Consider the following 25386-nt stretch of genomic DNA (forward strand, 5'->3'; position numbering starts at 1 on the left):
CCGGCAAGGATGACGGCGCTGCGTACCGGCGCTGGAGACTAGGGCGCCTCTCTCCTTTGCGAAAAGAACTTTCGCAGCATATCGGCCGATTGGACCTCGTTGAAACCGGAATAGACCTCCGGGGCGTGGTGGCAGGTCGACTGCCCATAGAATCGCACGCCATTGTCGACGGCGCCGCCCTTCGGGTCCTCGGCGCCGTAATAGAGCCTGCGGATACGCGCAAACGAGATGGCTGCTGCGCACATGGTGCAAGGCTCCAGCGTCACGTAGAGATCGGCACCGGTAAGACGTTCCTGTCCGAGCGCTTCGCAAGCGAGCCGGATCGCGGCGATTTCGGCATGCGCGGTGACGTCTTTGAGCTCGCGCGTACGGTTTCCCGAGCGTGAAACGGCAATATCGTCGATAACGACGACGGCGCCGATCGGCACCTCACCGCGTTTTCCGGCCGCGCGCGCTTCTTCAAGCGCCATCTCCATGAAACGATTTGTCTTCACGATCGCAAGAATTTCCACTTAACCGCAGATGCGTGACCTGATAGACAGGCCCAAAAGGCAGGCAAACAACAAATGACACCCAAAGACAAGCCAAAACGCCCGGGCGCAAAGCCCCTTTCACGGGATATCAGGTCGAAAGCCGGCCCGAAGGCGGACGGCGAGAAGCCGGCAAAGCCTGCGGCCGCACGCGCGATCGCCGCCGAGACCGATGGTGAGGCCAAGGCCGAACGCATTTCCAAGGTGATGGCGCGCGCCGGCGTTGCCTCCCGCCGCGACATCGAACGCATGATTATGGAAGGCCGTGTGACGCTGAACGGCAGGGTGCTCGAAACCCCCGTCGTCAACGTCACGCTAGCCGATCGGATCGAAGTCGACGGCGTGCCGATCCGCGGCATCGAGCGCACCAGGCTGTGGCTCTATCACAAGCCCGCCGGTCTCGTGACCACCAATGCCGATCCGGAAGGCCGCTCGACCGTGTTCGACAACCTGCCGGAAGAGCTGCCGCGCGTCATGTCGATCGGCCGCCTCGACATCAATACCGAAGGCCTGCTGCTGCTGACCAATGATGGTGGTCTCGCCCGGGCGCTCGAGCTGCCGGCGACCGGCTGGCTGCGGCGCTACCGCGTCCGCGCCCATGGCGAGATCGATCAGGACGCGCTCGACAAGTTGAAGGACGGCATCGCCGTCGACGGAGTGCTCTATGGCTCGATCGAGGCGACGCTCGACCGCACGCAAGGCTCGAACGTCTGGATCACCATGGGCCTTCGCGAAGGCAAGAACCGCGAAATCAAGAACGTGCTCGGCGCGCTCGGCCTCGACGTCAATCGCCTGATCCGCATTTCCTATGGCCCGTTCCAGCTCGGCGACCTGCCGGAAGGCCATGTGATCGAAGTGCGCGGCCGGACACTGCGCGACCAGCTCGGCCCGCGCCTCATCGAGGAGGCCAAGGCGAATTTCGACGCGCCGATCTACAATGCGCCGGCCGTCGCTGCCGAGGAAGAGGCAGAGCCAGCAGCACCGGAAAAACGCGAGCGTCCGCGCCGCGACGAGGACAAGCGCGAACGGGCGCTGAGCCGCCTCGACACCAAGCGCGACGACCGCCACGGTGGCGCGCGCAAAGAGGACGACCGCCGCGATGGCGGGCGCCGGGACGATGAAAGGCCAAAGCGTCCGCAGCCGCTCGGTCAGCGCCGCAGCGCCAATGTCTGGATGGCGCCGGGCGCCCGGCCGCTCGGCGAAAAAGCAGCTGCAAAAGCTGCCAAGAATGCGCAGACCGCGCGCCGGCGTGGCGAGCCGGCGCCGGCAAAGAATGATCGCATCGAGGATCGCCCGCGCACACAGGTGAACCGCGTGCGCGAAGAGGATGGCGAATGGATCCGCTCGAGCGAGCAGCCCCGTCGCAAGGATGAGGGCGAGGGCTTCGGCCGCAAGCGTTCCTTCGGGGATCGCCCCGCCCGCGAAGACCGCGGTTTTGGCGACCGCCCGGCGCGCGGCGAACGGCCGTTCAGTGATCGTCCCTCGCGTGGGGATCGGCCCTTCGGCGACAAACCGCGCGGTGATCGCAAGCCGCGTGCGGAAGGTGTCGAGCGTCCTCGTGCCGCCAGAACCTCCGCCGGCGAAGGCCGTTCTGCGCGTCCGCGCGGCGAACGGCCGTTCGGTGATCGCCCCTCGCGTGGGGATCGGCCCTTCGCCGACAAACCGCGCGGTGATCGCAAGCCGCGTACGGACGGCGACGAGCGTCCTCGTGCCGCCAGAACCTCCGCCGGCGAAGGCCGTTCTGCGCGTCCGCGCGGCGACCGGCCGTTCGGTGATCGCCCCTCGCGTGGAGACCGGCCCTTCGGCGACAAGCCTCGTGGCGATCGCAAGCCGCGCGAGGACGGTGATGAGCGTCCGCGGGCAGCCAGAAGCTTTGCCGGCGAGGGGCGCTCCGAGCGTCCGCGCGGTGAAAGACAGTTCGGCGACAAGCCCTCGGGTGACAGGCCTTCTGGTGACAGGCCGCGCGGCAAGGGCTTTGCGGCCAAGCCCGGTGGGGCCAAGCCTGGTGGGGCCAAGAGTTTTTCCGGCAAGCCGAAAGGCGCCAAGCCGGGCGGTGACAGGCCGGGCGGCGACAGGCCTGCAGGCGGGCCGTCCAGAGGTGGTGCTAAAGGAAAGGGAATGACGCGCGGTGCGGATCGTCGGCGGTGAGTTTCGCGGACGGCCTCTCGCCGTGCCAAAATCCAACGAGATCCGGCCGACTGCCGACCGGACGCGCGAGAGCCTGTTCAATATATTGAGCCATGCCTATCCGGAATGCGTCGATGGCACCCGGATCCTCGACCTTTTTGCCGGCACCGGCGCCGTCGGCCTCGAAGCCGTTTCACGCGGCTGTCGCCATGCGCTCTTCGTCGAAAACAGTGTCGAGGGCAGGGCGCTGCTCTGGGAGAACATCGATGCGCTCGGCTTGCACGGCCGCACGCGCATCCTGCGCCGGGATGCGACCGATCTCGGCAGCGTCGGCAATCTCGAACCCTTCGACGTGCTCTTTGCCGACCCGCCCTATGGCAAGGGTCTCGGTGAGAAGGCGATGGCGGCGGCGGCCGAAGGCGGCTGGCTACGGCCTGGCGCAATCGCCGTGCTCGAAGAACGCGCCGATATTGTCGTTTCCGTCCATCCTTCCTATGTTTTCCTCGAAAGCCGCATCTTTGGCGATACGAGGGTGCATTTCTTCCGATATCAGCCGCAATAAGCGGGGGCGGGCGTGCAGCAGGCAGAGATCATCAGCCCGAAATTGCCCGCGATCAGCGATCTGCCAACGGTTGCGGTCGCTTTCGGCGGCGGCGGCGCGCGCGGGCTTTCTCATATCCACATCATCGAGACGCTGGATGAACTCGGCATCCGCCCGGTGGCGGTATCGGGCTCGTCGATGGGCGCGATCATGGGCGCCGGCATGGCTGCCGGCATGTCCGGCGCCGAAATCCGCGAACATGCGCTGACGACCGTCGGCAACAAGACGGCGGTCGTCGCCCGCATCTGGGGGCTGAGGCCGGCGACGGTGCGCGATGCGGTGGCCAAGGGTATCCGCATCGGCCAGTTCAATCTGGAGCGGATCCTCAAAGCCTTCCTGCCGTCCGAACTGCCGGCCCGCTTCGAGGACCTGCTGGTCCCGATGAAGGTCATCACTACTGATTATTACGGGCAGTGCGAAGTCATCATCGAGCAGGGCGAACTGTTTCCGGCGCTGGCCGCCTCGTCCGCCATCCCCGCCGTCTTCATGCCGGTGCGCCTGCGCGACCGCGTGATGATCGACGGCGGCATCAGCAATCCGGTGCCCTATGAATGCCTGATGGATCTTGCCGACATCGTCGTCGGCATCGATGTCGTCGGCGCGCCGGAAGGCGACGGCACCCATATTCCGAACCGCATGGAAAGCATTTTCGGCTCCGGCCAGCTGATGATGCAGACGGCGATCTCGCTGAAGCTCAAGCTTCGCCCGCCGCATATCTTCCTGCGCCCGACGGTCGGCCGCACCGGCGTTATGGATTTCCTCAAGGCCCGCGAAGTCCTCGCCATGTCCGTCGGCGTCAAGGACGATTTGAAATTCGCCCTCGACCGGGAAATCGAGGCGCGGCTGAAGCGCTAGAGCAATTCCAGGAAAAGTGCGAAGCGGTTTTCCGCCCGGAATTGCGTAAGAATAAAAAGTTAGAGCGGCTCTGCGCTTCAATGAAAAGCTGAACCGCTCTGTCGGTCGGATTGACCGTTGGTCCACGGATGAAGGCTTGGTCAGCCGATGTTCGGTGCGATGGGCCGTGTAGAACCGCGCGAAGATGGACGGGTCAAGGAAGCAGAGGCTGGGGCCTGTGCTGTTTTTCGGGAGGTTCCAAACCGGTCGGGCAGCCCAAATTCCGCGGGCGTTTCACCGAGCATCGCTTCGGCTATCAGCTCGGCATCGTCATTGTCGATCTCGAAGAGGCCAAAGCGCAGTTGATAGCCCCAGCTTGCCCGACCGCTTGTGAAGGATAGTCGGTCGAGCAGTGGCCGGATAGGCGTTTCGATGGCCGGCCACCAGGCGACATCCCGCCTCCAGGGGCGGAAGTCGGGATGAACTTCCACCTGATATGCATCAGTTTCCTTGACCATGCCAATTGCAGTCAACGCTTGCAGCCGATCCCTGCCGCCAAATGTTTCGGTCGGCGAATAGTAGATCACGCGGTCACCAGGCGCGCTCCGCCTAAGCGGAGCGGCCTTTCCGTGACAAACCTGCATGAAACCCGCTTCCCGCCCGATGCGCACATGGTTTGCCGATGCCACTGCGATCCAGTTGCGGGACATGTTTCAGCCTTCCGCCACGTTATAGACGCGCAGGCGATGCCCGTCGGGATCCGCCGCGACAAAGCTACGGCCGAAATCGAGGTCGGTCGGCGGCAAAAGGATGGTCGCGCCCTTGCCTTGCCATTCGGTGTGAAGCGTATCGACGAGGTCTGCTGTCGCGACCTTGAAACCGAGGTCGCAGCCGCCGCCCGTGGGAGCTGGCGCCGGCTCAACGCCCTTCTCGCCCCAGAGTCCAAGTGCCAGACCCGAAGGCAGGATGAACATGGCGAAGGTCGGGCTGGCCTCAACGGCGTCCAGCCCGAGCAGTCGGGTATAGAAGCTGGCGCTCTTTGGCGCGTCGACGACGAAGAGTAGAATGCTGTTGCTGTCGATCACGGTAAGCTCCTGTTTGTCAGTCAGGAGGACATTTACAGAAACATGCTGACAGATTCTGGCAGTAGCGAGTCCCCGGCGGCGAGTTCGCCACGCTCAAGCTTCGCACGTCCTGGAGTTGATCTAAGCGTCCGCCGTCGCATCCGCCGTTCCGGCCAGCGGATCGTCCTCGAAGGGATCGGCAGCACGCTTCGGCTTGACCAGCGGTTCGGGGCGGACGGGGTGGGAAAACAGCATGTCGCGCCCGGCCTGCAGCCCTTCGGACACCTGCAGCACCAGACGCGCCTCGTCGCGCTTGCGGATATCCTCGCCGATTTCATAGGCGTCGACCTCGGAAACGCCAAGCGCCTCCAGTGTTCGCCGCCCGAAGAGCAGGCCCGATTCCAGCGTTTCACGCAGCTCGTAGTCGACACCCTTGTTGCGCAGTTCGATCGAATGGATGCGGTCGTAGGAGCGCACGTAGAGCCGCGTCTGCGGATAGTCGGCCTGCACCAGCTCCACCACCTTGTCGGTGATTTCCTTCTTCTGGGTGCAGACGAGCACGATCTTCGCCCGGTCGATGCCGGCCGAGCGTAGCACGTCCTTGCGGGCGCCGTCGCCGAAATAGATGCGGAAGCCGAAGGAGGAGGCCTGGCGGATGCGGTCGGCCGAAAAATCGATGACGGTGACGCTGCGCCCTCCGGCAAGCAGGATCTGGGCGGCGATCTGGCCGAAACGCGAGAAGCCGACCATCAGTACGTCGGCGCTGGCGCCCTCGAAATCCTCGTCCAGCTCCTCCTGCTCGTCGCCGCGCAGCAGCCGCTTCGAAAGGGCCGATCCGATCGGCGTCAGCGCCATGGACAGCGTGACGACCGCGACCAGCAGCGAGGCCGTACTCGTCGACATCAGCCCGACCGTACCCGCCGTGGTGAACAGCACGAAGCCGAATTCGCCGCCCTGCGGCAGCAGGAAGGCGATGCGGATCGCATCGTCGTGCAGGGAGCCCGAGATCCGGCAGAGCCCATAGATGACGATCGCCTTGACGGCCATGACGATCGGCACGGCGACAATGACGAAGAGCGCGTTGTCGGCGAGAACGTCGAGTTCCAGCGACAGGCCGACGGCGATGAAGAAGATAGCGAGCAACACGCCGCGGAAGGGCTCGATATCCGCCTCCAGCTCGTGCCGGTACGAGGATTCGGCAAGCATCACGCCGGATAAGAAGGCGCCCATCGCCATCGAAAGCCCGGCAAGTTGCATCAGGCTCGCCGATCCCATGACGACGAAGAGGGCGGCGGCAATCATTGCCTCGCGCGCGCCGGTCCGGGCGATGATCTGGAAAAGCGGCGTCAGCAGGTAGCGTCCCATGACGATCATCGCCGCAACCGCACCGACGGCGACCGCGAAATCCAACAGCGGTGCGTTGTTGCCCTTGTCGCCGCCATCGAGGATGGTGATCAGCGCCAGCAGCGGCACGATTGCCAGGTCCTGGAACAGCAGCATCGAAAAGGAACGTTGCCCGTATCTGGTGTTGACGTCGCCGTCGCCCTCGAGGATCTGCATGGCAAAGGCGGTCGAAGACAGCGCCAGGCCAAATCCGGCAACGATGCTGCCGCGCCAGTCGAGAACTTGGGAAAACCAGGCAAGTGCGGTCAGCGCCAGCCCCGTCACCACCACCTGCGCCGTGCCGAGGCCGAAGATGTCGCGCCGCATCTGCCACAGACGGGTGGGCTTCAGCTCCAGTCCGATGATGAAGAGCAGGAAGACGACGCCGAGTTCGGCGACGGCGAGGATCTGTTCGCCATCGGTGATGCCGTGGAAGACCGGGCCGATGACGATGCCGGCGGCGAGGTAGCCGAGCACCGTGCCGAGCCCGAGCTTCTTGAAGATCGGAGCGGCGACCACCGCGCCGCCAAGCAGCAGGATCGTTTCGGAAAAAAGGGCATTGGGCGCTGACATGCTGACAATTTCTTTCAACGGCAGGGAGCACGCAGGCAGCCCCGATAAAGAATCGGCGGCGGCGGCCTTGATGCTTGGGAGAGTGCACAATAAATGGAAGCCGAAGGAAAGGCCAAATCATGTCCTCTGAAATTGATTCCTCGACACTTCTTTCCCGCGCAACTCAATTGATCGATCTGGCAAGGAAGGCAGGGGCTGATGCCGCCGATGCCGTCGTCGTCCGGTCGCGCTCGCAATCGGTCAGCGTGCGCCTCGGCAAGGTCGAGGGCACGGAATCCTCCGAAAGCGACGATTTTTCCCTACGCGTCTTCATCGGCAAGCGCGTCGCCAGCGTTTCGGCCAATCCGGGCTTCGATCTTCAGGCGCTTGCCGAACGCGCCGTTGCCATGGCCAAGGTTTCCCCGGAAGACCCCTTCGCCTGCCTGGCGGATGAGGCGAGCCTTTCGAGATCCTATCCCGACCTGCAATTGCTCGATACCACGGAGGTCTCCTCCGAAATGCTGCGCGAGGCGGGTCTTGCGGCTGAAGCGGCCGCGCTTGCGGTCAAGGGTGTCACCAATTCCTCCGGCGCCGGCGCCTCAGCCGGCATGGGCGGCCTCGTTCTTGCCACCTCGCACGGATTCGAAGGTAGTTACATGGCCTCGCGTTTCGGCCATTCCGTCAGCGTCATCGCCGGTGAAGGCACCGGCATGGAGCGCGATTATGATTTCGACAGCCGTCTCTATTATGCCGAGCTCGACGACCCCGCTGAAATTGGCCGTCGCGCCGGCGAACGGGTGATCAAGCGCGTCAATCCGCGCCAGGTGCCGACCGGCAAGGACGTCACGGTGATCTTCGACCCGCGTGTCGCCCGCGGCTTCGTCGGCCATATCGCCGGTGCGATCAATGGTGCTTCCGTCGCCCGCAAGTCCAGCTTCCTGCGCGACAGAATGGGTCAGCAGGTGCTGAAGTCGGGCCTGTCGATCACCGATGATCCGCTTATCGTGCGTGGGCCCTCCTCGCGGCCCTTCGATGGCGAGGGTGTGTCCGGCGAGCGGCTTGTCATGATCGAGGATGGTGTTTTGAAGCACTGGTTCCTCTCGACCTCGACCGCGCGCGAGCTCGGCCTTGAGACCAACGGCCGCGGCGTACGCGGCGGCACTGCCGTCTCGCCTTCCTCCACCAACCTTGCGTTGGAACCCGGCGACATTTCGCCGGAGGATTTGATCCGCAGCGTCGGCAACGGTTTTTATGTCACCGAATTGATCGGCCACGGCGTCAACATGATCACCGGCGAATACAGCCGCGGCGCCACCGGCTTCTGGATCGAGAACGGCGAACTCACCTTCCCGGTCTCCGAGGTGACGATCGCCTCGAACCTCAAGGAGATGTTCATGCGCCTGACGCCGGCAAACGACATCGATCGCAAGTTCGGCGTCGCGGCCCCCACCTTCGCCATCGAAGGCATGACGCTTGCCGGACGCTAGAGCATGATGCCGAAAAGTGTGCGCGGTTTTCGGACGACATCATGCTCCAACTGTAGTTCAGAAATGGATTGATCTGATGAGCGACATGGAGAAAGCCCGGTGGCAGAGCGATCTCACGCTGATCGCCGATGCTGCGAGAGAGGCGGGCGCCGTCGCTTTCGGCTTCTTCAACCAGTCTCCCGAGGTCTGGTGGAAGAATGAGGATCGTTCTCCCGTCAGCGCTGCCGATTTCGCTGCAAACAAGACGCTCGAGACCTTCCTGCGCAAGGCCCGGCCGGATTATGGCTGGCTGTCGGAGGAAACCGACGACGATGCCGACCGTCTCTCACGCGAGACGCTGTTCATCGTCGATCCGATCGACGGCACGCGCGCCTTCCTCGGCGGGCAGAAGGTCTGGTGCGTCAGCGTTGCGGTGGTTCATCGCGGCCGGCCGGTGGCCGGCGTGCTCTATGCCCCGGCGCTTGAGGAGCTCTATGAGGCGGTTGAGGGCGGCGTGGCGCTGAAGAATGGCGTGCCCTTCACCGTCTCGGCCGCCGGACCGGAAGAGATGAGCCGCCTTGCGATCGGCGATGACCTGCTGAAGACCTTTCCGACGGCGTTCCGCGACCGGGTGACGCGCGAGAAATACATTCCCTCGCTCGCCTATCGCATCGCCATGGTGGCGGACGGTCGTCTCGAAGGCACCTTCGTCAAGGGCAATTCCCATGATTGGGACCTTGCCGCCGCCGATCTGATCCTTGTCTGCGCCGGCGGCGGCCTCGTCGACATCGAAGGCCAGCCGATCGTCTACAACCGTGCCGAAGTCACCCACAAGGTCCTCTGCGCGGCCCCAACACCCCGCCTCGGCGAATTCCTCGCGGCCTTTGCGGAGCGACGAGACAGTTGACGTTTCCGTCAAAATCCCGCAGATGGGTGGCGGAGGAGAATAGGCAGAAAGAGAACAAAAAATGACTGAATCCGGTGACAAGAAGCAACTTCTGCATCTCGTTTTTGGCGGTGAACTGGAAAGCCTCGATGACGTCCAGTTCCGTGATCTGCAGGGTCTCGATATCGTCGGCATTTTCCCGGATTATGCCACGGCGCTGACGGCCTGGAAGGCGAAGGCGCAGCAGACGGTCGACAATGCGCATATGCGCTACTTCATCGTCCACATGCATCGTTTGCTTGATCCGCAGGAAAAGGCCAGGGGCAACTGACCTTGGCAAGTGCTGCCGGCCGGCCTCGTCGAGCGGGGCTTTGGTGCATCGGGCGCCCGTCGATCCGGATTGTTGGACGCATTCTGAACAAATTAATCGGCCATTGCGGCCGCAACGATAATTAGGGAATGGGTTTGATGTCGATCGGTTTTGATCGGAGGCTGGCGCAATGAGCTCCCGGATGGCGCGCTTCGGTCTGAACGCATACCGTCTGGCGGGAACCGTGGCCTCTCCTGTGGTCGGCCTCTACATCACCTACCGCACGGCCAAGGGCAAGGAAGACCGGGCCCGCCGCCTGGAACGTTTCGGCTATCCGAGCGCCAACCGGCCGCAAGGCCCGCTCGTCTGGTTCCATGCCGCAAGCGTCGGTGAAACCAACGCCGTCATCCCGCTGATCCGCGAAATCCGCCGCCGCGACATCCATGTCATCCTGACGACCGGCACCATCACCTCCGCCAAGCTCGCCGCCGAGCGCCTCGGCCAGGAAGCGATCCATCAATATGTGCCGCTCGACCTGAAGCCCTCCGTCAGCCGCTTCCTCGATTATTGGCAGCCCGATTGCGCCATCATCGCCGAATCCGAGATCTGGCCGGCAACGGTGTTGGAACTCGGCCACCGCCGCATTCCGCAGATCCTGATCAATGCCCGCATGTCGGACCGCTCCTTTGCCCGCTGGCGCCGGCGCCCGGCGATCGCCGAAGCCTTGTTCGAGAATCTTGCCCTCGTCATCGCCCAGTCGGATGTCGATGCCGAACGTTTCCGCGATCTCGGCGCTGTCCCTGTCCTCACCTCGGGCAATCTGAAGGTCGATACCGACGCACCGCCTTATGACAGCGCTGTCCTCGCCCGCTATAAGAAGCAGATCGGCGAGCGCAAGACCTGGGCGGCGATCTCGACCTTCGACGGCGAGGAGAATGCCGCCGCCATCGTTCATCGGGCGCTGAGGGAGCGCGACCATCAATTGACGATCATCGTGCCGCGCCATCCCGAGCGCAGCGACGAGATCGAAGCGGCCCTGGTCAAGCAGGGGCTGAAGGTCGCCCGCCGCACCCGCGACGATGTCTTGTCCGCCGATGTCGATATCTTCCTTGGCGATACGATCGGCGAAATGGGCCTCTATTTGAGACTGACGGAAATCGCTTTCGTCGGCCGCTCGCTCTTTGCCGAAGGCGGCCAGAACCCGCTGGAGCCTGCCATGCTCGGCTGCGCTATTCTCTCCGGCGGCCATGTGCAGAATTTCCGCGATGCCTATCAGAAGCTTGCCCGCAGCGGCAGCGCCCGCATGGTGCGCGATACCGAAATGCTGGCCAAGGGCGTGCATTACCTGCTGATCAATGACGACGCCCGCCGCAACATGATCGAGGCCGGCATCACTGCCGTGCACGAGATGCGCGGCGCGCTGACGGCGACAGTGAAGGGGCTGGAACCCTATATCAATCCGCTGACGGTGAAGGCGCGGCTGTTGCCCAAGGCCGTGGCCCAGGTCTAAGGAGATATGATGTCGGTAGCGTCCCCTATCAAAGGCATTCTCTTCGACAAGGACGGCACGCTGCTCGACTATGATGAGAGCTGGCTGCCGGTCAACCGCGAGCTTGCCCGCATCGCAGCCCAGGGGGATGAGCTTCTCGCCGACCGGCTGCTTTCCGCTTGCGGCATGGATCCGGTGACCGGCCATATCGTTCCCGACAGCCTGCTTGCCGCCGGCAATACCCGCCAGATCGCCGAGGGTCTCGTTGCCGCGGGCTCGATGGTCGATGTCGGCGAACTGACGGTCCGCCTTGACGAGCTCTTTTCCAGCGCTGCCGAATTTTCCGTGCCGGTGACCGATCTTGCCGGTTTCTTCGCCCGGCTGCATCGGCGCGGCTTCAAGCTCGGTGTCGCCTCCAGCGACAATGAACGATCGATCCGCCAGACGGCGGAACGTTTCGGTTTTGCCCCCTATGTCGATTACATCGCCGGCTACGACAGCGGCTTCGGCGTCAAGCCGGAGCCGGGCATGGTGCTCGGCTTCTGCGCTGCAACCGGTCTTTCGCCTGAAGAGGTCGCCATGGTCGGCGACAACAACCACGATCTGCATATGGGTCTGAATGCCGGGACGGGGCTGCGGATCGCGGTGCTGACCGGCACCGGTTCGCGGGATTCGCTTGCTGCCGCAGCCGATCACGTGCTTGACGATATCACCGCCATCGAGACCCTGCTGCCCGATCTGCAGCTCGCCTGACCGCCGGCACTTAACCCCGAAATTCGGAATCGATTTTCGCGGTTAAGTGCCGGTTCAAAATCATAGAGCGTCCTTGACGCGTCCTGTCGGAGGCGCAGTGCTGTAAGGGCTTGCATTTTTTCAGGTTTTGGCTTCTCAATCCGGCCGGTCGAAAAGCAAGGGGCTGGCTGTGGCTAAAGCAATTCCAGCAAAAGTGCACAGCGGTTTTGCCGGGAAAAGCGCGCAGCGACTTTCCCAAGGGATTGCGTGAGAACAAGCCGGGCAGGGGAGCGGGACGGCAAGATGATATCCGAAGCGCCACCGTTCTGGTGGAGGAAAGCCGATTGGCGGGCCTGGCTGCTGCTGCCGCTTTCTTTTCTGTATGGCCGTATCGCGGGCCACCGCATGGCCCATGCGCGCCGCGCCTCCGTTCCGGTTCCCGTCATCTGCGTTGGCAATTTCACCGTCGGCGGCGCCGGCAAGACGCCGACGGCGCTAACGATCGCCCGCGCCGCCAAGGCGAAGGGGCTGAAACCCGGCTTTCTCAGCAGGGGTTACGGCGGTTCGCTCGATGTGACGACGGTGGTCGACCCTGATCATCACCGGGCGGGCGCCGTCGGCGACGAGCCGTTGCTGCTTGCCCAGGAAGCGCTGACGGTGATTTCCCGCCGGCGCGTCGAAGGGGCTGCGCGCCTGGTGGCGGAGGGTGCCGATCTCATCATCATGGACGATGGCTTCCAGAGCGCCCGGCTGGCGATCGACTATGCCCTGCTCGTCATCGATGCGACCCGCGGCCTCGGCAACGGCCATATCGTGCCGGGCGGGCCGGTCCGCGCGCCGATCCGTCAGCAGCTGCGTTCTGCGACGGCCTTGCTCAAGGTCGGCGGCGGCAATGCCGCCGACAGGATCGTCCGGATGGCGGCGCGCGCGGCAAAGCCCTATTTCACCGCATCGCTGAAAGTGCGCGGCGACAATACGCTTGCCGGCACGAAGGTACTCGCCTTCGCAGGCATCGCCGATCCCGCCAAATTTTTCCGCACCGTTGAATCACGCGGCGCCGAGATCGTCGTCGCCAAGTCCTTCGGCGATCACGAGCACCTGACCGAGGAGGAGATCGACGACATCCTGACGACTGCCGAGCGTCAAGGTCTCTTGATCGTCACCACGTCCAAGGATTTCGTCCGCCTCTCCGGCCATCAGGGCAAGGCGGCACGGCTCGTCGAAAAGAGCCGGGTGATCGAGGTCGACATGGTCTTCGAGGATCACCTCGCCCCCAGCTTAATCATTGACCGGGCGATCGTCGCCTGCCGCGAGCGGAGGCTGCGGGAGATGAAGGCCGGAGTTAAAACGATTCCAAGAAAGGCTGAACGGCTCTAACAGGCAGCTGCAAACGCCTCGTCCTGCGTACATCTCCACATGCAACGCTATCACGCGATCGAGTGAAGCAAAGTTTCGCGGGCGGAAGTCAGATGCAACCGGCATGCGCGATCGATCAAGGCGATATTGCGGCTTTCGAGGGCTTCGATCAGGGCGAGATGTTCCTTGATGGCGACCTCATTCCGGGCGCGTTCATCACGCTTGTTCCACTGATAATGATAGTGGAAGACCATGGCTATCACGTCTTGGAAGCTTTCGATAAAGCGGTTTGGCGCGACTGCGGTAATTAGCCGGTGGAACCGGCTGTCCAGCTCCGAGAAATCCTGAAACCGGGCGTCGATATCCGCGAGCAGTTCCAAATGTGCCGCCCGCATAGATTGGATCTGTTTCCAGACGGGCGACCCGTCGGGCAGGGCAGCGAAAAGCCGTGCGGAGCGCATTTCGAACATCTCTCTGATCTCGAACAGCTCGAGTGCGAAACTGGCTGTGAACCCTTTAAAAACCCAGCCTGCATTCTGACGCTTCTCGATCAGCCCATATTTCTGAAATCGATTGAGAAACTCACGGACAATCGTTGTCGCGACGCCGAATTTCCGAGCTAGTTCCGCCTCGTTGATTTCTGTGCCCGGACAGGCATCGCCGCGCAGCATCCATTCCATGAAGCTCGTCTCGACCTGTTCCGAAATTGCCAAGGTCTCTTTCTTCGGATAGCGCTCTTTCTGTCGTGGCTGCTCACGTATGATCCGCCTGTGTGCTTCAGATATGATGATCCCACGTGCGGACATCCCCGCCAGCACCTTCCGCACCGTTGTTCTGCTCACGCCAAGCTGGGCGCGCAGTGCATTTTCGGACGGCAATTCCGCCCCAAGATCGAGCGTGCGAATGATATCGATCATATCATTGAATGCCCGCTTGAAAGTCGTATCCGTTCTAATAGTGCAACTCGTGATATGATTAGATATCCATAAAAAACAATTTGACGCACGTGTATCATATGTTTCTTATGTATAAAAAACGGGGGAGGCTAGGGGAATTTGGAAGACTCCGGGATTCTGCCTCAGAATTCGTCCCGGCCTGGTGGTTCGCACGATGCAACCTTCCAGCCGAGACAATCTGGCATCACATTCGCACTGAAGCTATTGAGCCTTGGCCCTCTATTGATCCTGATTATGCTCATCGCCGTCGTCAGTTTGATCACACCGGCTTTTCTAAAGCCGGTTAACCTGGGGAACATCCTGGCGCAGACTGCAGTGATTGCTGTTGTAGCAATGGGGCAGCAACTCGTTATCCTGACGCGCGGCATCGACCTGTCTGTCGGCTCGAATCTTGCGCTGGCAACAGTCATCGGCGGACTTGTCTATCAGCAGGTTGATTCTTCAGTCGTCGTCATTATGGCCATGCTGCTTGCCGGCGCTGCCATTGGTGCGGTCAACGGCCTGGTCTTTGTCTACGGTCGGCTGCCACACCCCTTTATCATTACACTTGCGACCTTGAGTATCTGCCGCGGTCTGGCACTTGCATTGGCGCCCGGCCACACCACCATGCGCGGGATGCCCGATGCAGTGACCGCGATCGGTGGCGGTACGACGCTTGGTGTGCCCAATTCCTTCTTTGCCGTTGCGATGTTCGCGCTTCTTTTTCTGATCCTGACGAAGTCGATTGTCTTTGGCCGTTGGATCTATGCGGTCGGCGGCGCGCCGAATGCCGCCAGAAGCATGGGTATCCCGGTAAAGGGCGTTCTGCTCGCAACCTACATTATTTGCGGCTTTTGTGCAGGTGTCGGCGCGGTGCTGCTCGCAGGACGGACCGCCGCCGCCTCGCCAATCTACGGCAATCTTTTGGAACTCGACACGATTGCTGCGGTGATTATCGGTGGCGCCAGCTTCCTTGGCGGACGAGGCCATCTCGGCCACGCCCTGATCGGCGCGGTGCTGATCGGCGTCATCCGCAACGCCCTTAACCTTCTAGGGGTCGACGTGTTCTTTCAAATGATCGCGATTGGGCTCGTCATCGTCATCGCCGTAGAGGCCGACGTGCTTCGTAACCATCTCGAGGCGCGCGCGCGTGTGCTTCAATCGGCGAGAGTGCAATGAACACTGCATCCACCACACCGGCACTTTCGGTTCGAAACGCCCAGAAGCGCTTTGGCGCCATCCATGCCCTGAAAAATGTAAGCTTTGATGCCTATGCAGGTGAGGTAACCGCTCTCTTGGGTGACAACGGCGCCGGCAAGTCGACGCTCGTCAAATGCATCAGTGGGCTTCATAGTCTCGACGAAGGAGAAATCCTCGTGGATGGTGCGCCCGTATCGCTCCATTCAACGGCCGCCGCCCGCCGCGCCGGTATTGAAACCGTCTATCAGGATCTGGCGCTTTTCGACAACCTGACCCCCGTACAGAATTTCTATTGCGGACGAGAAATCTCTTTCCCCTCCTGGCTGCCGCGTCCGCTCCGCATCCTCAACACGGGCCTGATGAAGCGGGAAGCAGCGAGCGTCATCGATCGCCTGAAGGTTAAGCTGCCGAGATTCGATGCGCCGGTCGCGCTGATGTCTGGGGGACAGCGACAGGCGATCGCGGTCGCGCGCGCCATTGTTTTTGCGCGCAAGCTGGTAATCCTTGACGAACCAACCGCCGCCCTCGGTCTTCGCGAGTCTCGCCAGGTTCTTGACCTTATCCATCAGCTCAAAGCCGACGGCAATGCCGTGATCATCATCACGCACAATATGGAGCATGTCGTCGAAATCGCCGATCGGGCGGTTGTGCTGCGGCAGGGGCGCAAGGTGGGTGAACTGAAGCCAACGCAAGCGAACAAGCAGGACCTTGTCGCGATGATTGTCGGCGCCGAGGCTTAAAAGGAGATCGCTGCTTCTTTGGGGCAGCGGACAACGAGATCGCTCTAGAGGAGGGCGGTCGAAACATGGGAGGTCTATCATGAAACTGCAATCCCTGCTGGGCGCTCTTGCGCTCCTGGCCGTCGCTATAGTCCCGTCCTGGGCGCAGGAGCCGGTCAAGCTCGGCTTTATAACCAAATTCCCTGTACCGTTCTTCGCAACAATGGAGAACGCAGCCAAAGATTATGCAAAGAGAAATCCCGGCGTCGAGATCATCTACGGGCAAGGTACATCGGCAACCGACATCGAGGGCCAGATTGCACAGATCGAGTCCATGGTGACACGAGGCGTGCAGGGCATTGCCCTCACGCCCGTCGATCCCACCGTGTCCACTGCGCTGGACAAGGCGGTGGCGGCCGGTGTCAAGATCGTGCTGATGGATAACAACATTCCGGATTGGAAAGGCAGGACGGCACTTGCCACGACCAATAATTTCGCTGCGGGCAAAATCGCTGGCGAATATCTCAAAACCGTTCTTAAAGCCGGCGACACGCTCGGGATTCTCGAGGGCGTGCCCGGTGTGCCGGCGCTTGATGACCGCGTGAACGGTATGCTTGAAGGGCTGAACGGCCTTGATGTCAAGATCGTCGGGAAAGGCGCAACAAACTGCACCGAGGAGCTCGGGATCAGTGTCGCCGAGGATCTGCTCACGAAGAACCCGGATCTCAAGGCCATTTATGCCGCTTGCGGCCCGCCCGCTGCTGGCGCGGCGCGCGCAATCAAGAACGCTGGCACTGCCAATGACAAGATTGTGCTGGTCGGTTTCGATTTCTGCTGCGGCGAAGAGGAAGCGCTGAAGAGTGGAGTCGAGGATGCGTCGGTTGCGCAGTTCCCCACCAAGATGGCTGAACTCGGTGTGGATGCGCTGGTAAAATCGATTCGCGGAGAGAAGGTTGAGTCCTTGATTGACTCCGGCGCTGCGCTCGTGACGCCGGAGAATATGGCGAAATTCAAGTGAACCGTCGCCCCTGTGGGGATCGGATCACGCAAACGGTCCGTCCTTCGCTGGGCGGGCCGGCGGGTGACCGCTCGTTGTGCCCAGATTTCAATCTTTTATCGGGACGGCCAGCACGCCTTCAGCAAAGCCTTGGCTGATCGTTATCGATGGTGAGGCGCGCGACGCTTTAGCGCCGCTGGTTCGGCAGCACGCCGGCGCGTTTGTCGGCCTCGATCGCCGAGATCACGTCGGCATAGGGCTCCTGCCGGGCAACACTCCAGTAGCGCAATTCATCGAGCGGGATCTGTTTTCCCGTCATCGCGCAGACGACATAGGAGCCGGGCGAGAGAATCTGGAAATCGCCATCGAGATACCGGATCTTCGCTTCGCGGTTTCCGTGTCCTTCGAACAAATTCATGCGCTCCGTTCCCTGCAGTCTGTCATTAAAGCATGTTGCGCAAAAGTGTGCCGCGGTTTTGCGATCACGACATGCGGAACACCAAAGACCTAAAGCGTGGCAAGCGAATCTGAAAGATCGCGACACGCTTTAGTCTGCCATACTCCCGAAAGGGTTGCTTTTCCAGCTTTTTTAGCTTCTGCCGAAAAGCCGCTCGATATCGCTGAGCTTCAATTCGATATAGGTCGGCCGGCCGTGATTGCACTGGCCGGAGCCGGGCGTCACTTCCATTTCCCGCAGCAGCGCGTTCATTTCCTCCGGTCGCAGCCGCCGTCCGGAGCGCACCGAGCCGTGGCAGGCCATGGTCGCCGCCACATATTCGAGCTTGGCCGATAGGCCCGACGCCGTGTCCCATTCGGCAATCTCGTCGGCAAGCTGGCGGATCAGCCCATGCGCATCGACCTCGCCGAGCATTGCCGGCGTCTCGCGCACGGCAATAGCGCCTGGGCCGAAACGCTCGATCGCAAGGCCGAGTTCGGAAAGCTCGGCCGCATGCTGCATCAACCGGTCGCAATCCTCTTCCGGAATGTCGATGATTTCGGGGATGAGCAGCACCTGAGAGGCCAGCCGCTTGGAGTGCAGCGCCTTGCGCATTGCTTCGAAGACCAGCCGCTCATGCGCGGCATGCTGGTCGACGATGACGAGCCCGTCCTCGGTCTGGGCGACGATATAGTTGGCGTGGATCTGCGCCCGCGCCGCGCCGAGCGGATACCGTGCGTTTGGTTCGGGGGCTGACGGCGGCGAAAACTGTGGCTCGGCCCGCGCCGTCGGCATCGAAAGTCCGTCGAAGGACGCCTGTGGTCGCTCGCCGAAACCCGTTGTCGGCTGAAAGGGCCGGGAGGGCGATGTCTCGGCCGACCATCCGCCCTGCGGCCGCTGGCTATTCGGCTGGAAGCCGGGGCGGAAGGAACGCAGCATGTCGCTCGCACCGGTCGTTGCCGCTCGGCTGCCGTCGCGCGCCAAGGCCTCGCGGATGGCGCCGACGATCAGACCGCGCACCAGGCCAGGATCGCGGAACCGCACGTCGGATTTTGCCGGATGCACATTGACGTCGACGAGAGCGGGATCGAGCGTGATCGACAGCACCGCCACCGGATAGCGTCCGGATGGGATCGTCTCGGCATAGGCGCCGCGGATCGCCGAGAGGATCAGCTTGTCCTGCACCGGCCGGCCGTTGACGAAGGCATATTGATGAGCGGAGTTGCCACGGTTGAAGGTCGGCACGCCGGCAAAGCCGGTCAGCGAGATCTCTTCGCGCACGGCGTCGAGCGCAATCGCATTGTCCCGGAATTCCTTGCCGAGCACCTGCGCCATGCGCGCCAGATGATCGTCGGCGGTCGCCGGGAATTCCAGCGTCGTACGGTCCGAACCCGACAGCACGAAGCGCACCGCCGGAAAGGCGATCGCCATGCGCTTGACGATCTCGGTAATGGCGCCGGCCTCGGCCTTCTCCGTCTTCAGGAATTTGAGCCGGGCCGGTGTGGCAAAGAACAGGTCGCGCACTTCGACGATCGTCCCGGGATTGGCGGCAGCCGGCCGCATATGCGCGATTTTGCCGCCGATCACGGCGATCTCGTGGCCGCCGGTGCTGTCGCGCTTGCGGCTTGCGATGCTGAGCCTCGCGACCGAGCCGATCGAGGGCAGCGCCTCGCCGCGGAAGCCGAGCGTACGGATATCTTCGAGCGTCTCCGATATCTTCGAGGTGCAGTGGCGCCTGACCGCCAGTTCCAGATCGGCCGCGTCCATGCCCGACCCGTTGTCGCTGACGCGCAGCAGCGCCTTGCCGCCGCCAGCCGTGGCGATTTCGATGCGCGTCGCGCCCGCGTCGAGCGCGTTTTCGATCAGTTCCTTGGCAGCGCTCGCCGGCCGTTCGATGACTTCGCCGGCGGCGATCTGGTTGATGAGAGTTTCGGAAAGCTGTCTGATGGCCATGGGCTATTTTCGGGGATTCGCGGGCCGGAGGGAAGGGCTTTCGATGCGCTTTCCCAAAGCGTGATCACCGCCGTCTCCGAATTTGGGGGTGGCTAGTGTTAAGCCGGTTTTAACATAAAAATGGCATTTCTAATCACATACTTCCGGAAGCTGTGAAATCGAACAGATGTGGGACGCAATGGAATGAGTGCCGGCTTCGAAAAGGCGGACACATCATCAGAAATCGATGGGTCTCCCGCCGAGGCCGATCTGCAGACGGCGCTTTTCGATGTGGTGTGCGACAGCCTTTCCGCAGCTTTCATCATCTACGACAAGAACGATCACCTGATCTTCGCAAGCCGCCAGACCCTCGAATTCTTTCCGCTGCCCGCCGAAATGCTGAAGCCGGGCACGCGGCTTCGCGATTTCCTCGGTGCGATGTACGACACCGGCATTCGCCAGCAATATGATGTCAGGCAGGGCGGCTCGCTGAGCCGCGAGGACTGGCTGTCGCAGAAAATCGCCTCGCATTGGCGTGAGCGCTTCGACGCCGTCGAGCGCCACGGCGCCGATAGCTGGGTCCGCTTCGTCAAGCGCAGGCTGCCGGGTGGTTACGGCGTCACCATCATCTCCGACATTTCCGAAAACAAGAAGCGCGAAGAGCAATGGCGCTCCGATCTGGAGCGCGTGCAGCTGACCGAGGACATTCTCGACAATCTGCCGTTTCCGCTTTTCGTCAAGGACCGCAACCTCACCTATGTCGCGGTCAATCTCGCCTTCTGCGAGAAATATCAAACGAGCGCCGACGAGGTGCTCGGGCGCAAGAGTGGTGATCTTTTTTCAGAGGAGATCGCCAAGCGTTTCGAGGAGAGCGACCGCCACGTACTGGAGACCGGCGAGATGTCCGTCTCTCGCCAGCGTCAGATCTCCCGCGACGGCATCGAGCGCGACATCGTCAGCCGCAAGCACCGCATCGGCAAACCCGGCCGCTATTTCCTGGTATCGACCATGCAGGACCTGCCGCGCGACGGCGCCGATCTCGACGAGTTCGGCCAAGCGTCCGCGATCACCGCCTCCAGCAATCAAAGCTACCGCCGGGCCTATGTGCCGGTACCAACCGGCGTCGAGCGGCGCGAACCGGCGGCGATGGAAGCGATCGTTCCGGAGAATTTCTCCGGCCGCAAGGTCCTCGTCGTCACTGCCGACCTCGCAGCCGAGACCGCCGCGTTGCGGACGCTGACGAAATACGGCTTCGAATCCTGCTCGGTCCGCGGCGAGGACGAAGAGGAGCGGTTCCTGGAGATCGCCACCTCCTCCGGCATCTCGCTCGATCTCTTGATCATCGACAACCAGATGGGCATGCGCTGCCTCGAGCTCGCCGAGCAATGCGGCATCCCGGCGCTCGTCATGGACGGTTTCCAGATCGCCAACGAGCTCACATTCCAGATCGCCCGCCATTTCAATCGCAACAGCCGCAGTGCTGCCGGTTCGGATACCGATTGGGAAATCAGCATTTCCGACGATGTGGTCGGCCTGCAGGTTCTCGTGGCCGAAGACAACGACATCAACCAGATCGTCTTCTCGCAGATCCTCGAAGGCCTCGGCTACCGCCATATGCTGGCAGCGACCGGCGACGAGGCCGTGCGCCTCTGGGCCGAGCACCGGCCACAGATCGTGCTGATGGATATTTCCCTGCCCGGTTTTAACGGCTTCGAGGCCGCGCGCCTCATCCGGCAGATGGAGGAAACCGGCGGCGGCACCCGCACTCCGATCATCGGCGTGCTCACCCAGGCCTTCGAGCGCGACCGCGCCGAATGCGTCAAATCAGGCATGGACGACGTCATCATGAAACCCGTCAGCCCCGATATGCTTGAGACGGTGTTTCAGAAGTACCTGATGGACGAACCTATGCGGGCGCGAAACTAGAAGGCGATACCCGTCAACTCCCTAGAATTTGGGCGTTTCAGGCGGCAGAGGCCGCTGATTTCCTATCGAATTGTTAAGACATGCCGGTCATTCTTTTGCATGGCTGCGGGGGAAGCTCGGGTTTGCATGATGAAATCGGCGGAAATAGCTTTCTTGACCGTGGGTCAGAATGAGCTTCAGGCGATGGCCTATACCGATCCGCTGACCGGATTGGGAAACCGCAATCGCATGCGGGAGAAGGTCCTGCAAATCTCTTCCGAGCGCGCCAGCGATCCGGCCCCCTTCACCATCGGCATCGTCAACCTCGACAGTTTCAAGCCGATCAACGATCTGTTCGGCTCGACAGCCGGCGATGAAATCCTCTGCCAGGTCGCCCATCGTCTCAGGGCCTGTATTCCTGATGGTGCGCTTGTGACCCGCCATGACGGCGACGAATTTGCCTTCGTGCTGCCGTTGATCTTCGAGCGGGCGAGCGCCGAGAAATTCGGCCAGATGATCCGCGAGGTGCTATCGGCCCCTTATGACCTCGGCGACCGCAACGTCCGTCTCTCCGCTTCCCTCGGCTTCTCCATCTATCCGTTCGCCGGAGAGGATTGCGAGGAACTGCTGAAGAGCGCCGAGACCGCCCTTTACCGTTCCAAGCGCCGCGGTCGCGGCCAGATCACCGTCTATTCGCGCGAGATCGCGCAGGAAATGAAGCGCGCCACGCAGCTGGAGCAGGCGCTCAGAAACGCCATCATCTCGGATGCGATCGACGTGCATTTCCAGCCGATCGTCTCGCTGTCCAACAATCAGGTCGTCGGCTTCGAGGCGCTTGCCCGCTGGAACGATCCCGATCTCGGCTTCGTGTCGCCCGGCGTCTTCGTGCCGCTCGCCGAAGAGCGCGGCTTCATCGACGCGCTGTCGGAGGCGTTGCTGCGTAAAGCTGCCGAAGCAGCACTTTCCTGGCCGCGCGAACTCTTTCTGTCGTTCAATCTTTCCTCGGCCCAAATGATGGATCCGGGCACGAGCAGCAGCGTCCTGTCGATCCTTGGGCGCGTCGGCTTCGATCCGCATCGCCTGGAGCTGGAGATCACCGAGACCGCGGTGATGAGTTCGGCCGATACAGCTCATCGCATCATCGCTGATCTGCGTGCCGCCGGTGTGCGCATCTCGCTGGACGATTTCGGCACCGGTCAGTCGAGCCTCGGGCGCCTGCGCGACTTCATCTTCGACAAGATCAAGATCGACCGTGCCTTCGTCTCGCGCATCAATTCCGATCGCGCCTCCGAACACATCATCAAAGCGATCCTTACCATGTGCGAGGGCCTGGAGCTGGAAGTTGTGGCGGAAGGTATCGAGGATTATGCCGAGGCGGTGAAGTTGCGCACGCTCGGCTGCGGCATGGGCCAGGGCTATCATTTCGGCCGTCCGGCGGACGGTATCGCGACGCTGCGCTTCCTGCACGAGAATTATTATGATCCGACCGTGATGGAGCGTGTCAGCGCGTAAAACGATGGCGCCCCTGGGAGCGCCATCGCCTACGCTATACTACCGCGCACGGATTACTTAGGCGTGGTCGAGCCGGTTGCCGTGGTGTCGGTACCGGTCGCAGCCGGAGCCTTTTCGGCCGCCAGCATTGCCAGCGTCTTGAACTCAGGTGCGGCCTTCAGCGATTCAGACGTTTCGCTGGTCGTCAGCTTGACGCTGCCGTCCTGGGTGTTCTGCGCGACGGTAATCTTTTCCATCGGCACGGCGACGTTCTTTTCGCCAATGCCGAGGAAGCCGCCGACACCAACGATTGCAGCAACAAACCCGCCGTCCTTCTTCAGGATCAGGTCGTTGACGCTGCCGATGCTTTCATTGTTGCCGTTATAGACCGACTGGCCGATATAGGTGTTGGCGCTGACCTGGTCCGGAGACTGTTCCGTCAGATAGCCGGCCTGAGCCGTATCTGCCGTCGGTGCTGCGGCCGGAGCCTGTGCGGCATCGCCTGCGGGCTTGGTGACGTCAGGCGTCATCGGCTTCGGTGCTGCCGGATCGGCGGGGGCCGCCTGGGTCGGAGCAGCGGGATCCGCAGGCTGCGGGGCTGTCTGCGAGAATGCCGCCGGTACGAAAGCCGTGGCAAACAGTGCGCCAGCGGCAACGGTCGTCAGAAGTTTGCGTGTCATTTCGAACCTACCTTTGTTTTTCCCTAGAGTGTTCGCTGGCGCGGCAACACCTGTTTCTCAGGTCTCGTTGCCGCGCCGGTTCGAAGGGAAAATGACTGGTGGAGCGATTGGTTCCGGTTGAAAACACGGAAAATTTCTCGATTTTCACGGAACATTTATCGAAGAACCGCCGCTAAAACGAGAAAAGGCGCCCCGGTCGGGAGCGCCTCTGATGGCCTCTGATCACCCCGTGATCAGATCACGTAGACGGGATCGAACACGCCTTTGACCTCGATGCCGAGTTCCAACAGCGCGCCGGCACTGGGCTGCGCCGAACGGGCATCCTCATCCAGCCCTTCCCAGGCGGTCGTTACCGCCAGGCGGTCGGCATTGACGCCGATGAAGGCAGGGCAGGATGGTTGGACGGCAGGAACCTTGTAGCGCGAGATGCGCAGGCCGTCCGGACTGTAGCGGTCGACGACGCCGGCGCCCCAGCGCGCATTCCACAAATAGCCGTCGGCATCGACCACCGAGCCGTCGATGTCGCCGGGGTCGTCCATGCTGTCGACAAGCACGATCGGCTCGCCCGAAGGCAGGCCGGTCAATGGATCGACCATGACGCGCATCAGCCGATTGATGCGGGAATCCGTATAATAACCGATCGTGCCGTCAGGCGAGAAGCAGATTGAATTCGGGATGCTGATGCCGTTGAAGATCTTCGTCACCTTGCCGCTAGCGACGTGATAAATGGCGCCGGCCTGGTTTTCCGCCCGCTTGCTCATCGTGCCGATCCAGAGTGCACCGGAAGGATGCGTGCGGCCGTCGTTCGAACGGTTTTCCGGCCTGTCGTTTTCGAGCGCGGCGTAGAAGGTGAGGTTGCCGCTTGCGACGTCGCGCACGAAAAGCCCTTCTTCCGTCGCGATCAGCTGCCGCCCGGCGTCGATGCGGGCAAGCACGCTCGCCATGACAGGCAGCGGATGCACCTTTTTCGCGCCCGTCGAAAGATTGAGCTCGTGCAGTTCCTTGCCGAGGATGTTGAACCACCAGACGGTATTGCTGTCCGGATCATAGGTCGGGCCTTCACCGAGAACGGAATTGGTATTGCAAAGTGTCTTGCCCTCGAACTCATAAATATCGGTCATACGTTCACGCTCCCAATGGCTGCATCATAGGCGTAAATGGTCGCCTTGGCGCGCTCGGCAACCTCTGATGCGGTCATTCCTGGCTTGTAGATGCTGGTGCCGAGGCCGAAGGCGAAGATGCCGGCCTTGGTATAATCGCCGAAATTCTTATCCGACACACCACCGACGGCGGCAATCATCAGCTCCGGCGGCAGGATTGCCCGGATCGCCGTGATGCCGGAAGGGCCGAGCACGCTGGCCGGAAAGAATTTGAGACCGGTGGCCCCGGCGCGCGCTGCTGCCAGCGCCTCGGTCGGCGTAAAGACGCCCGGCATCGTCACCATGCCGTAGTCGCGCGCCCGGATGATCACCTCGGGCTCGACATTCGGGGTGACGAGCAGCTTGCCGCCGGCCGCATGCAGGCTGTCGACCGCCTCGACGGTTAGCACCGTGCCGGCGCCGATCAGCACGTCGGCCGGTGCCATCTTCGCGGCGATCTCGATGGATTTGAACGGCTCCGGCGAGTTGAGCGGGATCTCGATCGCCGTCAGGCCATTTTCGATCAGAGCACCGACGACGCTTTCGGTCTCGTCAGGCCGGATGCCGCGAAGGATGGCGATCAGCGGGCGCTTCATGTCGGGGAAGGGGATACGGTTCATCG

General features: G+C 62.2%; 23 protein-coding genes and 2 pseudogenes. 14 read left to right on the plus strand and 11 right to left on the minus strand.

Features of this window, described 5'->3' with window-relative positions; translation table 11 throughout:
• Positions 1-38: 38 nt before the first annotated feature.
• Complete coding sequence (locus BS629_RS03240; RefSeq protein ID WP_032981423.1) at positions 39-476, minus strand: nucleoside deaminase; 438 nt, start codon at positions 474-476, stop codon at positions 39-41.
• A 90-nt stretch (positions 477-566) separates the two neighbouring features.
• Between BS629_RS03240 and BS629_RS03245 the strand changes: the two genes are divergently transcribed.
• Genes BS629_RS03245 through BS629_RS03255 form a run of 3 tightly spaced genes read left to right on the plus strand, consistent with a single transcriptional unit; the run spans position 567 to position 4113 of the window.
• Positions 567-2678 (plus strand): pseudouridine synthase, encoded by a 2112-nt coding sequence (locus BS629_RS03245; protein WP_077987938.1) that lies wholly within the window; start codon positions 567-569, stop codon positions 2676-2678.
• Positions 2659-3219, plus strand: coding sequence for a 16S rRNA (guanine(966)-N(2))-methyltransferase RsmD (rsmD, locus tag BS629_RS03250; RefSeq protein WP_017959156.1), 561 nt, complete (start codon positions 2659-2661; stop codon positions 3217-3219). The genes BS629_RS03245 and rsmD overlap by 20 nt, the downstream gene beginning before the upstream one ends.
• Positions 3220-3231: 12 nt before the next feature.
• Positions 3232-4113 carry a patatin-like phospholipase family protein gene (locus BS629_RS03255; protein WP_018244977.1) on the plus strand — a complete coding sequence of 294 codons (882 nt, stop codon included), beginning with the start codon at positions 3232-3234 and terminating at the stop codon, positions 4111-4113.
• Positions 4114-4208: 95 nt separating this feature from the next.
• Here BS629_RS03255 and BS629_RS39560 read toward each other — a convergent pair.
• The 4 genes and pseudogenes from BS629_RS39560 to BS629_RS03270 form a co-directional block, all read right to left on the minus strand.
• Positions 4209-4350: pseudogene (locus BS629_RS39560) on the minus strand (IS481 family transposase); the annotation flags it as partial.
• A 44-nt stretch (positions 4351-4394) separates the two neighbouring features.
• A pseudogene (locus BS629_RS03260) lies at positions 4395-4802 on the minus strand (EVE domain-containing protein); the annotation flags it as partial.
• A 3-nt stretch (positions 4803-4805) separates the two neighbouring features.
• The gene (locus BS629_RS03265) at positions 4806-5177 is read right to left on the minus strand and encodes a VOC family protein (RefSeq protein ID WP_018244979.1); all 372 of its coding nucleotides are present in this window, start codon (positions 5175-5177) and stop codon (positions 4806-4808) included.
• 120 nt (positions 5178-5297) lie between these two features.
• Positions 5298-7112 carry a monovalent cation:proton antiporter-2 (CPA2) family protein gene (locus tag BS629_RS03270; protein ID WP_018244980.1) on the minus strand — a complete coding sequence of 605 codons (1815 nt, stop codon included), beginning with the start codon at positions 7110-7112 and terminating at the stop codon, positions 5298-5300.
• Between the two features lie 119 nt (positions 7113-7231).
• Here BS629_RS03270 and BS629_RS03275 point away from each other — a divergent pair, with 119 nt between their 5' ends.
• The 6 genes from BS629_RS03275 (at position 7232) to lpxK (ending at position 13351) form a co-directional block, all read left to right on the plus strand.
• The gene (locus BS629_RS03275; protein ID WP_018244982.1) at positions 7232-8578 is read left to right on the plus strand and encodes a TldD/PmbA family protein; all 1347 of its coding nucleotides are present in this window, start codon (positions 7232-7234) and stop codon (positions 8576-8578) included.
• A 76-nt stretch (positions 8579-8654) separates the two neighbouring features.
• Positions 8655-9464 carry a 3'(2'),5'-bisphosphate nucleotidase CysQ gene (locus BS629_RS03280; RefSeq protein WP_018244983.1) on the plus strand — a complete coding sequence of 270 codons (810 nt, stop codon included), beginning with the start codon at positions 8655-8657 and terminating at the stop codon, positions 9462-9464.
• A 61-nt stretch (positions 9465-9525) separates the two neighbouring features.
• Positions 9526-9774, plus strand: a complete 249-nt coding sequence (locus BS629_RS03285) for a DUF4170 domain-containing protein (RefSeq protein ID WP_018244984.1) — start codon at positions 9526-9528, stop codon at positions 9772-9774.
• Positions 9775-9943: 169 nt separating this feature from the next.
• On the plus strand, positions 9944-11263 hold the full coding sequence (gene waaA / locus BS629_RS03290) for a lipid IV(A) 3-deoxy-D-manno-octulosonic acid transferase (RefSeq protein ID WP_018244985.1): 1320 nt from the start codon (positions 9944-9946) through the stop codon (positions 11261-11263).
• A 9-nt stretch (positions 11264-11272) separates the two neighbouring features.
• Positions 11273-11995: an HAD family hydrolase gene (locus tag BS629_RS03295; RefSeq protein WP_018244986.1), complete on the plus strand. Its 723-nt coding sequence runs from the start codon at positions 11273-11275 to the stop codon at positions 11993-11995.
• Positions 11996-12277: 282 nt separating this feature from the next.
• Complete coding sequence (gene lpxK / locus BS629_RS03300; protein ID WP_018244987.1) at positions 12278-13351, plus strand: tetraacyldisaccharide 4'-kinase; 1074 nt, start codon at positions 12278-12280, stop codon at positions 13349-13351.
• A 50-nt stretch (positions 13352-13401) separates the two neighbouring features.
• Here the strand turns inward: lpxK and BS629_RS03305 are convergent, their stop codons facing one another.
• Entirely contained in the window at positions 13402-14286 is an 885-nt protein-coding gene (locus BS629_RS03305; RefSeq protein WP_018244988.1) for a GntR family transcriptional regulator, read from the minus strand.
• A gap of 99 nt (positions 14287-14385) precedes the next feature.
• Here BS629_RS03305 and BS629_RS03310 point away from each other — a divergent pair, with 99 nt between their 5' ends.
• The 3 genes from BS629_RS03310 to BS629_RS03320 all read left to right on the plus strand — a co-directional run bounded on the left by BS629_RS03310 (position 14386) and on the right by BS629_RS03320 (position 17202).
• Positions 14386-15444, plus strand: a complete 1059-nt coding sequence (locus BS629_RS03310) for an ABC transporter permease (protein ID WP_018244989.1) — start codon at positions 14386-14388, stop codon at positions 15442-15444.
• A complete protein-coding gene (locus tag BS629_RS03315) occupies positions 15441-16205 on the plus strand; it encodes an ATP-binding cassette domain-containing protein (protein ID WP_018244990.1) in 765 nt (254 codons plus the stop codon). The genes BS629_RS03310 and BS629_RS03315 overlap by 4 nt, the downstream gene beginning before the upstream one ends.
• A 79-nt stretch (positions 16206-16284) precedes the next feature.
• Positions 16285-17202, plus strand: coding sequence for a sugar ABC transporter substrate-binding protein (locus tag BS629_RS03320; RefSeq protein ID WP_018244991.1), 918 nt, complete (start codon positions 16285-16287; stop codon positions 17200-17202).
• A gap of 166 nt (positions 17203-17368) precedes the next feature.
• Here BS629_RS03320 and BS629_RS03325 read toward each other — a convergent pair whose 3' ends face one another.
• Together BS629_RS03325 and mutL are read right to left on the minus strand one after the other, a co-directional pair.
• Positions 17369-17599: a DUF2093 domain-containing protein gene (locus tag BS629_RS03325; RefSeq protein ID WP_003588271.1), complete on the minus strand. Its 231-nt coding sequence runs from the start codon at positions 17597-17599 to the stop codon at positions 17369-17371.
• A gap of 171 nt (positions 17600-17770) precedes the next feature.
• Positions 17771-19570 carry a DNA mismatch repair endonuclease MutL gene (gene mutL, locus BS629_RS03330; RefSeq protein WP_018244992.1) on the minus strand — a complete coding sequence of 600 codons (1800 nt, stop codon included), beginning with the start codon at positions 19568-19570 and terminating at the stop codon, positions 17771-17773.
• 183 nt (positions 19571-19753) lie between these two features.
• Here mutL and BS629_RS03335 point away from each other — a divergent pair, with 183 nt between their 5' ends.
• Both BS629_RS03335 and BS629_RS03340 read left to right on the plus strand, forming a co-directional pair.
• On the plus strand, positions 19754-21475 hold the full coding sequence (locus BS629_RS03335; protein ID WP_018244993.1) for a response regulator: 1722 nt from the start codon (positions 19754-19756) through the stop codon (positions 21473-21475).
• A gap of 126 nt (positions 21476-21601) precedes the next feature.
• Positions 21602-22966 carry a putative bifunctional diguanylate cyclase/phosphodiesterase gene (locus tag BS629_RS03340; RefSeq protein ID WP_018244994.1) on the plus strand — a complete coding sequence of 455 codons (1365 nt, stop codon included), beginning with the start codon at positions 21602-21604 and terminating at the stop codon, positions 22964-22966.
• 53 nt (positions 22967-23019) lie between these two features.
• On the opposite strand, the gene BS629_RS03345 is transcribed toward BS629_RS03340, so the two are convergent.
• From BS629_RS03345 to BS629_RS03355, 3 genes are all read right to left on the minus strand, one after another.
• Positions 23020-23625 carry a PRC-barrel domain-containing protein gene (locus tag BS629_RS03345; RefSeq protein ID WP_018244995.1) on the minus strand — a complete coding sequence of 202 codons (606 nt, stop codon included), beginning with the start codon at positions 23623-23625 and terminating at the stop codon, positions 23020-23022.
• 233 nt (positions 23626-23858) lie between these two features.
• The gene (locus BS629_RS03350) at positions 23859-24746 is read right to left on the minus strand and encodes an SMP-30/gluconolactonase/LRE family protein (RefSeq protein WP_018244996.1); all 888 of its coding nucleotides are present in this window, start codon (positions 24744-24746) and stop codon (positions 23859-23861) included.
• The gene (locus tag BS629_RS03355) at positions 24743-25384 is read right to left on the minus strand and encodes a 2-dehydro-3-deoxy-6-phosphogalactonate aldolase (protein ID WP_018244997.1); all 642 of its coding nucleotides are present in this window, start codon (positions 25382-25384) and stop codon (positions 24743-24745) included. Before BS629_RS03355 ends, BS629_RS03350 begins: the two co-directional genes overlap by 4 nt.
• Positions 25385-25386: the final 2 nt, after the last annotated feature.

The organism is Rhizobium leguminosarum bv. viciae USDA 2370, from assembly GCF_002008365.1.
GTDB lineage: Bacteria > Pseudomonadota > Alphaproteobacteria > Rhizobiales > Rhizobiaceae > Rhizobium > Rhizobium leguminosarum.